Source organism: Acinetobacter sichuanensis, from assembly GCF_003024515.2.
Lineage (GTDB): Bacteria > Pseudomonadota > Gammaproteobacteria > Pseudomonadales > Moraxellaceae > Acinetobacter > Acinetobacter sichuanensis.
This window is the reverse complement of sequence record NZ_PYIX02000001.1, coordinates 214,036-225,167: the sequence shown is the minus strand read 5'-3', so window position 1 is coordinate 225,167 and position 11,132 is coordinate 214,036. Positions and strand designations below refer to the sequence as shown.

Here is an 11,132-nt window from a genome sequence, read left to right as displayed (position 1 = left end):
CTGCTTAAGCAAAAAATGCTAATGGCAGTCTCCCACCATTAGCCTCTTATTTTTTGAAAATTATTTAACGCCTTGACCTGCTTTAAATGCAGCTAGAACTTTTGCACGCTCAGTATCAGACATTGGAATTAAGCCAGCACGTTCAAGTTTAGATCCTTTACCAGATACTTTTTTACTTAAGAAGAACTCAGTAAATTGTGGTAAACCTTTGATTGATTTCAAATGTTCGCCTTTCACATAAAAGAATAATGGACGAGAAACAGGATAAGCACCATTTAAAATCGTTTGTTCAGAAGGTGCAACGTTATTTACAGTTGCAACGCGTAATTTGTCACGATTTTGATCATAGAAACCTAAACCAAATACACCTACTGCACTTGGAGATGTTTTCAAACGTGCCAATGTTTCAGTGTAGTCACCTGAAATTTCAATCACTTTGCCATCTTTACGGAAATTAGAACATACTTTTTTGATCGCATCTTTGTCTAACTTCTTGATTGCATCATAAGTTTCACAACCTGCATCGACCATTTTCTCTTGGAAAACTTCACGTGTACCGTGATTTGATGCTGGAATGACTAAAGTAATCGGTTCATCTGGAAGTGTTTTATCAATTTGACTCCAACGTGTATATGGGTTTGGAACCATTTTACCATTTGATGGTAATTCAGCCGCTAAGGCTGCAAATACATGTTGTGGACGCAATTTATATGCTGCTTTATTTGAGTTTGAAGCAAATACAATGCCATCATAACCGATTTTTATTTCTAAAATTTGGTTTACGCCTGCTTTTTTACATGCTGCAATTTCAGTATCTTTAATTTTACGTGAAGCATTTGCGATATCAATTGTATTATCGCCCACACCCGAACAGAATTGTTTTAAGCCCGCTGAGCTACCACCAGAACCAACAACAGGTGCTTTAAATTGCGGAAATGTATTACCAAATTCTTCAGCAACAACACTCGCATATGGAAGTACAGTTGAAGAACCAGCGATTTGGATTGTGTCACGAGCTGCATTAGCTGCTGTTGCCACCGTTGCCCCTGAAACAACTAAAGCAATTGCGATATGGTTTAAGCGCATTCTTTTCTCTCTTTATAAATTGCAAGTTGAGTACTTCACTTCCATCATGGAGTACCTTTTTGGATACCTGCATTTTGATTTTAAAATATGACAAATAAGTTACAGCTTTATGACGCTTTTATGATAATTAAAGACTTGTTTTTGATTTATTTAAATTTCTTTAATTTTCAATATGTAATCACATTTTTCTAAATATTTATTTTTTCAACTTTCTCTACATTAATTGTAATAATTCATGAGACTGTCATACTGATGTAAATTTTTTTATTATAAACAAACACAATTTACCCCAAATTTATCATTTAAAAATACACAGATTAAAACAACTGAATCAAATCTCATCTCAATAATTTACCAACAAATATGATTTAACCATTATTTTTAACTGAGATATAAAAGTATTTATGACCCATTTAAATCTATATAAATAAAAAAACCGAGATTTAAAAATCTCGGTTTTATAGAAGATATAATCAAACTTAACGTTTATTATAAATTGCTTGTGCGGCAGGTAAATTTTCACGCATTGCAGCAATACGTTGTGAATTGGATGGGTGAGTCGACAAGAATGATGCACCACCAGCACCTTCAAGTTTATTCATTTTCTCCCAAAGAGAAATCGCAGCTTGTGGGTTATAGCCCGCTTTTGCCATAAGCATTAAACCGCCTTGGTCAGCACGACTTTCCAAGCTACGTGAATAAGGTAAGCCCACGCCCACTTGTGAACCTAATTGTGCTGCTGCTGTACCAAGCTGCCCTACACGATCACCTGCGGCACTTAAACCGATTTGTAAAGCTAAATCTGTCAATGCTTGAGCACCAATTTTATTTTTTGCATGTTCTTCTAAAGCATGCACCATTTCATGCCCCATCACTGCGGCAATTTCAGCATCAGTTAAACCGAGTTTATTGACAATACCTGTATAAAATACAACTTTACCACCAGGTGCAACGTAAGCATTGACCTGATCAGATTTTAATACTGCCAACTGCCAATCAAACTTTTGACCTGTTTGGTTCATCTGATCTGCATACGGTTTTAAACGTATAAATACAGAGTTAATACGACTATAAGTTGAAGATGAAGTATCTAATGTTTTATTACTACGTGCTTCTTGCACTGTTTTATTAAAACCTTGTGTTGCTGCAACATTAAGCGTGGCACTATCAGCGCCAGCCATATCTGCCATAGTTGTACAACCAGAAAGCGTTATTAAGCCTGCTGCACAAATACCCATCATAAGTTTATTATTCATTATCGTATGTTCCAATAATCTCAAGTTATATCTACAATTATATTTAAATTACAACGGAGTGAGTATATAAAATTTCTTCATAATCATAGTATTTATGTAATTTTCCATTTTTATAAAAATTGAATGGCTAACCAATATAACAAACATAATGCATCTAAAATCAAATAAAAACTGCTCACTGGCTTTATTTTTTCATTCAGCCCTGCTTTATTACGATTAAAGAAAATAATACTGTTCTGAATCAAAATAATTGGAATTATAATACATGCCAAAGAAATACTTAAGCCCAATAAAGCATTTTGAATAATTTCAGGATTATTGGTTTGTGCTTGGATAATCAGCATTGCCAATGTAGGTGCGCCACCTATTGCAAATAGCGAGGAATAAAAAATAGTATTGGAAATATTTTTCTGCATGACAATAATCGTTTAATAAACTTCTAACAACATTCTAACAACCACATAATGATTGAGAAGCAGAACTTTGCACGACTTTAGTCTGCAATAACAAATAAAAAAACTCGATAACGACGCGCATTATCGAGCTATTTTAAAATTCTTTAAAATTATTTTTTAGTTGCAGCCAAATAAACTTGTTTTGCTTCAAGCATATTCTTATTTAGCTCTTTAATACGATCATCATTTGATGGATGTGTTGAAGTAAATTTCTGTACAGCACTATTTCCAGAGCTGTCAATTTTATTCATTTTTTGCCAAACAGTCACGGCTGCTTCAGGATTATAACCTGCTTGAGCCATTAACATTAATCCGCCACGGTCAGCTGCTGACTCTAAGCTACGAGAATATGGTAAACCAACACCATATTTACTACCAATATCAAGCGCTTGACTACCCAATGAACCAAACTTTTCTTCTGCATAGCCTTTGCCAATTTTAACAGCCATATCCGTAAGTGCTGTCGCACCCGCAGATCGCTTAGAGTGCTCTTCTAAAGCATGCGTCATTTCATGCCCCATAATTGCGGCAATTTCTGCATCTGTAAGCTTTAAAGTATTGACAATGCCTGAAAAAAATACCACTTTTCCGCCTGGCATAACAAAAGCATTTAATTCATCAGAATGTAATACACTTAGTTTCCAATCAAATTGTTGACCTGTTTTGTTGGCTTGATCTGCAAATGGTTTCATTTTTAGAAAAATAGTATTAATACGTTTATATGTTGAAGACGTTGTATCTAATGCTCGCTGAGCTTTCGCATCTTCAATCAGAAGTTGATAATCTTGTGCTGCATTAAAATTCAGTGTTGCTGAATCATTTCCAGTCAAATCTGCAATTGTTGTGCATCCTGATAATGCCACTGCAAGACCCAAACCCAATATTAATTTTTTATTAGTCATTATATTTTCCACATCTTAAATCATTATTGATTTTTAAACCAATATAAACATTGGTTAATTTATGAATGTAGATTATCTTATAAATATAATAAAAAATCAAAAAAAAGAACAATTTATTTTGATTAATTATTTAAAGTGCTAAAAAAAGCTCCCGAAGGAGCTTTTTTATTTACAATCGCTTAAGCATCAAATGGATGACGTAATACAATTGTTTCATCACGATCTGGACCAGTCGAAACGATATCAATTGGGCATTCAATCAGTTGCTCAATACGTTTGATATAGTTAATCGCAGCTTGTGGCAATTGATCTAAAGATTTAGCACCAAATGTAGACTCAGTCCAACCTGGCATCGTTTCATAGATCGGTTTTAAAGCTTCAAATGCTAAAGCATCAGAAGAACCTACACAGCCAGAATCAGCAGCTTCATAACCTACACAGATTTTAACTTCTTCTAAACCATCTAAAACATCAAGTTTAGTTAAGCAAATACCTGAAAGTGAGTTTACATCAACTGAACGACGTAAGATTTCAGCATCAAACCAACCACAACGGCGTTGACGACCTGTAGAAGCACCAAATTCAGCACCGATTGTACCAAGGTGTTTACCAATCGCATCACCCACATCATTGGCAGCGTCATACACCAATTCTGTTGGGAAAGGACCTGCGCCTACACGTGTTGTATATGCTTTAGTAATCCCTAAAACATAGTCAAGGTGCAAAGGACCTAAACCAGAACCAGAGCTTACGCCACCCGCAGTTGTATTTGATGAAGTAACATACGGATATGTACCATGGTCAACGTCAAGAAGTGAGCCTTGTGCGCCTTCAAACATCACGTTTTGACCATTTTTACGGTAGTTATGTAATTCAGTCGTTACATCAATCACGAGCGGAGCAACAACTTCACGCCATTGGTCACAAAGTGCAAGTACGTCTTCAACTTTAACCGCTTCAACACCAAAGAATTGAGTTAACTGGAAGTTATGGTACTCAAGTAATTCTTCAAGTTGTGCTTTAAGATGTTCACCACCACGTACTAAATCCGCAACACGGATCGCACGACGAGCAACTTTATCTTCATACGCAGGACCAATACCACGACCTGTCGTACCGATTTTCGCATTACCACGTTTTTTCTCACGTGCTTGGTCTAACGCAATGTGATGCGGAAGAATCAAAGGACAGTTTGGAGAAATACGTAAACGCTCACGAACTGGAACACCTTCTTTTTCAAGGATATCCATTTCTTTAATTAACGCTTCAGGAGAAAGTACAACACCATTCCCAATTAAGCACAGTACGTTTTCACGTAAAATACCAGATGGAATGAGGTGAAGAACTGTTTTCTTACCACCTACGACGAGCGTATGACCTGCGTTATGTCCACCTTGATAACGAACAACCGCAGCCGCCTGATCTGTGAGCAGGTCAACGATTTTACCTTTACCTTCGTCGCCCCATTGGGTACCAAGTACCACAACATTCTTGCCCATAATAGCCTCATTACATCATGCTGTTAAAATTGAAAACCACACACCAACGACATGAACACTGGTGTCTAGTCATTAAATTTTTTCGATTTTCCACTCACCTGCAACTTCAATCATTTGATGCGTTGCATTTGGAACTGAGCTTAAATCATCATTACCCAATAACTGTATTACACTTAAACCTTGTTGGCGTGCTGTCGTAATTGCCGCCAATAACGTTTGATTTGTACCTTTTGGTGCTACAACTTTTTCTATTTGTTTAAATTGACCTGCACTGAGTGCATAAAGGTCACAAGAGAAACCTGTTGCTGGACGTGCACGACCAAAATGCTCACCAATACCATCATAGCGACCACCTTGAGCCAGTGGTGCTGCACGATTTGGTGCATAAACTGCATACATCAAACCTGTATGATAATGGTATGAACGTAATTCAACGACATCGATACCAATATGTAAATTTGACCAACGCGCTTGAATCTCAGCTTGAGTTGTCGTTAAGACATCAAATGCTTGTTTAAATGCTTCATCAGCTAAGATTTCAGCACTTAAATTCGTTTTTAGTGCTTGAATATCACTTGCATAACGACCTAATGCATAAAAATCTGCACCGAATTTTAAATTTTGCGTAAATTCAGCAAGCTCTGGCAAAGCTTTACGTTGATATAAATCTGAAAGATGACGTTCAATATCTTTGGTTAATCCAGCGTGTTTGACTAAACTTCTAAATAAACCGACATGCCCTAAATCGAGATGGACACCTTCAACCAAACCAGCATTTTCAATCAAACTGAGCATGACGTCGATCATTTCAACATCTGCATCTATACTGTCTGAACCAAATAATTCTGCACCTAACTGTAAAGGTGCGCGAGTGGTATTAAACCCACGTGGTTTAGTGTGAAGTACTGTTCCTGCATAGCAGTAACGAGCAACGCCTTCAACTGGATGTACATGCGCATCAATACGAGCCACTTGTGGTGTCATATCGGCACGCACACCTAGTAAACGACCTGTTAACTGATCAATTACTTTGAAAGTGGCTAAGTCTAAATCTTGATTCGATTCTGAAAGAGAAGAAAGAGATTCGATGTATTCGATAAACGGCGTGTACACCAACTGATAACCTCGAGAAGCGAGGAAATCTAAAGCGTTACGGCGCAAAGTTTCAATTACTTGCGCTTGCTCTGGTAATACATCAGCTACACCATCAGGTAATAACCATGTCTCTGAAATGGGCATGTTGTAAACCTAAATCCTGTCAGCGCGGAAGTAATCCGCATAAAAAAATCGGGAACACACCCGATTTCTCTTATTTTAGCACGATCCTTAACACTGTGCATTAGACTTTTGCAGAAAAGATGCATTTCATTTTCAATCTCATGCTTTTTAGACTTTATACTGAATTATGTTTAATTATAAACGCTAGAAAACTTATACGCAGATCATTACAACTTGAGCTAATCTCTAAAAAAATAATCTATATTTTAGGTGTTTTATGACTTAAAAAACCAACCACCTGAATAGGACTCGTTACCAAATCAAAGGTAATTGCTAAGGGGTATAAAGCAACATTCTTTGCTGTCTGCAAAAATTGAGACTTTTGTTTGGTTTGAAATACAATTAACTCAAGTGGCTGTTTAAACCGATGTTGAAGTTGTTGTTTATTATTCACATGTTGAGCCAACCGTAAATCAATTGAAATTTTTTGTACACACTGCAATTCTTTTTGGCTATGTAAACATTCGAATTTTAATTTTTCTAGTTCATTTTGCTCATTCTTTTCTATTTGAGCTAAAGACTTACGGTAAACTAGATAAATTTCCGTATTCATACTTTTCCCATCTTTTTTCATTTCAAAAACGATTGGATTTTCAAATTGTTGGCGACTAATCACAGCTCTCATTGACTGCTGTATGTATCCTGGCTGATGTATTTGTAAATACTTCAAGTCTATATTCTGCAAAATAGTATTCAGCATTTCTGTTGTCATTGTTGTATCTTTATCTTTAGCAGGTGTTATAAAATAACTATATTTCTCACCAGCTAAAACCAGTGCATCTTGATATTCGGCAACCGTTTGGCTCGCATGTCCTATAGCAATTAATTGATCCTGAAAAACAAATTCTTGTGTTGTTCGATAGTGATCTTGTTCACCTACATAAGCATTTAATATCGCTGTCGCGCATCCAGACAAACTCATAGCCATCCAAATGTAACCCATTAGCAAACCTAGCCTTTTTTTATTTTTCATTATTTTTATTACCCTTCTACTTAAAATAAATTCACTTTATTAAATCAGTCACCTTTGTATTTTTCAATTTTCTATAAAAATTCTATTTCCATCCATACAAAATAAATCATTTTCCAAGAGAAAGCATGAGACTCATTTACTTTTAAAAAATAAAGTGTCACAATAACACTTTATATAATTTCTACGAAAAACAAAAAATGAATGAAAAAATATTACGACAACGTAGTAAATTTTTAAGTTTAGTCCTACGCCACCAACCTGAAACGATTGGTATTCACCTAGATACTGAAGGTTGGACAGATGTACAAACCCTTTTACAACAGATGATCAAACATCGAAATCCACTCAAGCTACAAGAATTAATCGAGGTCGTTGAAAACAACGATAAAAAGCGTTTTCAACTTTCAGAGGATCATAGCAAAATTCGCGCAGTTCAAGGTCATTCTACACATCATGTTCAACGTGAATACTCAGCTATTACACCACCTGACATGCTTTATCATGGCACTGCAACACGTTTTGTTGATGATATTCTTGAGCAAGGCTTAATTTCGGGTCAACGTCACCATGTGCATCTTTCTGCCGATTTAATCACAGCCACAAAAGTCGGGCAACGGCACGGCAAAGTGGTGATTTTTAGAATAAATACGCAACAAATGCAGCAAGATGGTTTTAAATTTTATCAAGCTGAAAATGGCGTTTGGTTAACTGAAAAAGTACCAAGTCATTATCTGAGCCTGATGAGTAAATAGACTGCTTTACTCGACATCACGAATAAACAAACTTATACTTTTAGCATTGCCAATATTTAAAAATTAATGAAAAACATTCAGAAAAATAGTTTCCTAAAACTCCCTCTTGTTCGTTTTACTTATGCCTATAGTGCTTTTTGGATCATTGTCGTTTGTAGCGTTGATTTTTTCCAAAGCTTTCAAATAGAAACGATTTTAGCACTCGTCATTTGCTGTTTAGGGACGAGTTTAATTCATTATTTTGATTATCAACATGTGAACAATAGCGAACAAGATATTCGTTTTCAAAGTTTAAAGCTTCATTTTTGGCTTGCTGTAATTTTTTTAGTCGCGACACCTTTATTCATCAATAAAAAAGTTGAAGCTATTTGGTATAATGTTGAAAAGCAAGCATATGAGGCTCAACCGCTTCGCAAAGGGTTTCTAAGTTTAGAAGAAGTACGCTTACCCGATCATAAACAGAAAGTCGAAAGTGTAGTTTTTTCAGAGCAAGACTCAAAACCCGTCATTTGTGACCTGATTCAACGTAAACAATGCGCTTACACAGAGCATTTTGATCAAATGGCTGAAGTCAGTTTAAGTACAAGGAAACTCTCACCTTATCAATTTCAACCGATTATTTTTGAATTAAAAACTGAAAATTTCCACTACACCAAACAGCAACACATCACCTTTTATAAAAAGCAACAAAGGTCTGTTTATTGCTATTTTCTCTTTATCTTTTTCCCAACTTTAATTCTCTTTTTCCGACTTCGTGAAACTTTACTACAACATTACTTTAATCAAGTTAAGGGTTAACTATTTCGTTTTAAAATATGATTTTAAAAGATTTAAAAAACATCAAATGCAAATATTCAGGCTATTTTTAGTGTAGTGGCAATTCAGTTGTTTGTTTAATTCTTTGTAAAGGAATCTCAGTTTTTACATTTTGAATCCCTGAGATTTTATTTAAATGATTAATTTGAAATTTACGATAAGCCTCAAGATCCGACACCACAATGCGTAAGAAAAAATCACAATCCCCTGCCATAAGTTGACACTCAACAATTTCAGGAATATTCATAATGGCATCAATAAATTGATTTACTGTACGTTCATCCTGACTTTTCAGCCAGATTCGGGCAAAAACCGTTAGACTTAAATTCACTTTATGCGGATTTACCAATGCCACATATTGATCAATGACGCCAACATCTTCTAAATGTTTTACACGACGTAAACACGGCGATGGAGATAAGCCAACTCGCTCAGCCAAATCATTGTTTTGTAATTTTCCATTCTGTTGTAACGCTTGCAAAATACGTCGGTCAATCGCATCAAGTTTCATAAGATTTTTTTGATATTTAAAGTCTAAAAATAGCATATTTGAGCAATATTATTTCAAAATAAAATATTCAAGCATCATTTTTAGTGAAATATAGCCCTCTCTTTAGCATAAAATGAATATTGAAAAATTCATAATCTTTCAGAGCCTCCCATGTTCAGCTTTAAAAATACTGCGACAGAACTTTCCTATTCTTCAGAATTTAAAGAATTTCTTAGAGGAATCAAAATTTCTATTCCAATGCTACTCGGAATTATTCCATTTGCATTGGTACTCGGTACACAAGCTGCACAAAAAGGCTTTTCTGCTTTAGAAGTGCCATTATTAACAGGTTTAAACTTTGCAGGTGGTTCAGAGTTTGCGATTATTGAAGTATGGACGCAACCGCCTCAACTTTTATTTCTAATTTTAATTACCTTTTTAGTCAATAGTCGCCATATTTTAATGGGTGCTAGTTTAGCGCCTTATATTCGCCATTTACCCAATCGAAAAGCATTACCTTTACTCTTTTTTATGTGTGATGAAAGTTGGGCTTTAAGTATTACCGATGCGCATAAAAATAATCCACGCAATCCTTATCTGGGCTTTAGTGTATTTTTTTATATCGGATTATGTTTTGCACTTTATGTGATGTGGGTCGTTTTCACTACGATGGGCGTTGGTATTGGTGCATTTCTAGGTGATGTGACTAAATTTGGCTTTGATATGGCATTTCCAGCCGTTTTCTTAGTTCTATTACGCGGCATGTGGAAAGGTTTTAAACCTGCATTACCGTGGCTCGTGAGTTTAATTGCGGCTGCATTGGCTTATTTATATTTGCCTAATGGTTGGTATGTACTGGTTGGCTCTATTTCAGGTGTGATTGCTGCATTATTTTTAGTAGGAGATGAAGAATGATTCACAGTACAACACTTATTGCGATTATCTGTGTTGCATTGACCACTTATTCCACACGGATTTTGGGTTATTTATTGCTTAAGAATAAAACCTTAAGTAAACGTACAACACGCATTCTTCAAGTTATTCCAGGTTGTGTACTGATTTCAGTGATTGCGCCTTATTTTGTCTCAGACAACCCTGCAAATCTGATCGCGATTGCCATTACTTTTCTTGCCGCATGTTATTTATCGTTATTGCCTACGGTGTTGATTAGTATCGTTGCAACAGGTATTTTGCGATACTTGATTCATTAACCGAATCAAGTATCTCGTTGTCCATCTATTTTTGTATTATCGATCTGAAAAATTTTGCTGTAATAAGCGAATTAGCTCCGCTTTTTGCACTTCAACTTGTGTCATACGTTGTGTTGTTTTATCTAAAACTTCTTGCTGGATATGCATCTTTTTCGCTAGATCTTGCATCAATTGTAACGTTTGTTTTAAATGTTCTTCTTGTAAATGTGTCTGCTGTTCTTGCGCTTGTAAGACCTGCATTGCATCATGATTCTGTTGATTTAGCACATTTATTTTCCAAACCAAAAATAATATAGCCACATACAAAACAACAATTGCGATGAGTATGTAAATCAAGATCTTTCTCCTTTATAGTTCATTTTTATTGGTTAAAGTTTTGATGAATGACTATCCGCATCCATCAAAAGATATAAA

Annotated in this window: 13 protein-coding genes; 4 read left to right on the top strand and 9 right to left on the bottom strand. The window is 35.6% G+C overall.

Features of this window, described 5'->3' with window-relative positions; translation table 11 throughout:
- Positions 1 to 60: 60 nt before the first annotated feature.
- The 7 genes from C9E89_RS01095 to C9E89_RS01065 form a co-directional block, all read right to left on the bottom strand.
- Complete coding sequence (locus C9E89_RS01095) at positions 61 to 1,086, bottom strand: PstS family phosphate ABC transporter substrate-binding protein (RefSeq protein WP_107006590.1); 1,026 nt, start codon at positions 1,084 to 1,086, stop codon at positions 61 to 63.
- Positions 1,087 to 1,565: 479 nt separating this feature from the next.
- Positions 1,566 to 2,342 carry a M48 family metallopeptidase gene (locus tag C9E89_RS01090; protein WP_107006589.1) on the bottom strand — a complete coding sequence of 259 codons (777 nt, stop codon included), beginning with the start codon at positions 2,340 to 2,342 and terminating at the stop codon, positions 1,566 to 1,568.
- Positions 2,343 to 2,452: 110 nt separating this feature from the next.
- Positions 2,453 to 2,758: a phosphoethanolamine transferase domain-containing protein gene (locus C9E89_RS01085; protein WP_107006588.1), complete on the bottom strand. Its 306-nt coding sequence runs from the start codon at positions 2,756 to 2,758 to the stop codon at positions 2,453 to 2,455.
- Positions 2,759 to 2,907: 149 nt separating this feature from the next.
- Complete coding sequence (locus C9E89_RS01080) at positions 2,908 to 3,699, bottom strand: M48 family metallopeptidase (RefSeq protein ID WP_107006587.1); 792 nt, start codon at positions 3,697 to 3,699, stop codon at positions 2,908 to 2,910.
- Between the two features lie 179 nt (positions 3,700 to 3,878).
- Positions 3,879 to 5,198 carry an adenylosuccinate synthase gene (locus tag C9E89_RS01075; protein WP_107006586.1) on the bottom strand — a complete coding sequence of 440 codons (1,320 nt, stop codon included), beginning with the start codon at positions 5,196 to 5,198 and terminating at the stop codon, positions 3,879 to 3,881.
- 72 nt (positions 5,199 to 5,270) lie between these two features.
- Positions 5,271 to 6,437: an ATP phosphoribosyltransferase regulatory subunit gene (locus C9E89_RS01070; RefSeq protein WP_107006585.1), complete on the bottom strand. Its 1,167-nt coding sequence runs from the start codon at positions 6,435 to 6,437 to the stop codon at positions 5,271 to 5,273.
- A 238-nt stretch (positions 6,438 to 6,675) separates the two neighbouring features.
- Positions 6,676 to 7,449, bottom strand: a complete 774-nt coding sequence (locus C9E89_RS01065) for a YidX family protein (RefSeq protein WP_107006584.1) — start codon at positions 7,447 to 7,449, stop codon at positions 6,676 to 6,678.
- A gap of 197 nt (positions 7,450 to 7,646) precedes the next feature.
- On the opposite strand from C9E89_RS01065, the gene C9E89_RS01060 reads away from it, so the two are divergent.
- Both C9E89_RS01060 and C9E89_RS01055 read left to right on the top strand, forming a co-directional pair.
- Complete coding sequence (locus C9E89_RS01060) at positions 7,647 to 8,201, top strand: RNA 2'-phosphotransferase (protein ID WP_107006583.1); 555 nt, start codon at positions 7,647 to 7,649, stop codon at positions 8,199 to 8,201.
- A 66-nt stretch (positions 8,202 to 8,267) separates the two neighbouring features.
- Positions 8,268 to 8,999, top strand: coding sequence for a hypothetical protein (locus C9E89_RS01055; RefSeq protein WP_107006582.1), 732 nt, complete (start codon positions 8,268 to 8,270; stop codon positions 8,997 to 8,999).
- Between the two features lie 67 nt (positions 9,000 to 9,066).
- On the opposite strand, the gene C9E89_RS01050 is transcribed toward C9E89_RS01055, so the two are convergent.
- Positions 9,067 to 9,528 (bottom strand): Lrp/AsnC family transcriptional regulator, encoded by a 462-nt coding sequence (locus C9E89_RS01050; protein WP_107006659.1) that lies wholly within the window; start codon positions 9,526 to 9,528, stop codon positions 9,067 to 9,069.
- 150 nt (positions 9,529 to 9,678) lie between these two features.
- Here C9E89_RS01050 and C9E89_RS01045 point away from each other — a divergent pair, with 150 nt between their 5' ends.
- Both C9E89_RS01045 and C9E89_RS01040 read left to right on the top strand, forming a co-directional pair.
- The gene (locus tag C9E89_RS01045; protein ID WP_107006581.1) at positions 9,679 to 10,422 is read left to right on the top strand and encodes an AzlC family ABC transporter permease; all 744 of its coding nucleotides are present in this window, start codon (positions 9,679 to 9,681) and stop codon (positions 10,420 to 10,422) included.
- Positions 10,419 to 10,718, top strand: coding sequence for an AzlD family protein (locus C9E89_RS01040; protein WP_107006580.1), 300 nt, complete (start codon positions 10,419 to 10,421; stop codon positions 10,716 to 10,718). The genes C9E89_RS01045 and C9E89_RS01040 overlap by 4 nt, the downstream gene beginning before the upstream one ends.
- 36 nt (positions 10,719 to 10,754) lie before the next feature.
- On the opposite strand, the gene C9E89_RS01035 is transcribed toward C9E89_RS01040, so the two are convergent.
- Positions 10,755 to 10,985 (bottom strand): hypothetical protein, encoded by a 231-nt coding sequence (locus C9E89_RS01035; RefSeq protein ID WP_322887897.1) that lies wholly within the window; start codon positions 10,983 to 10,985, stop codon positions 10,755 to 10,757.
- Between the last annotated feature and the right edge of the window lie 147 nt (positions 10,986 to 11,132).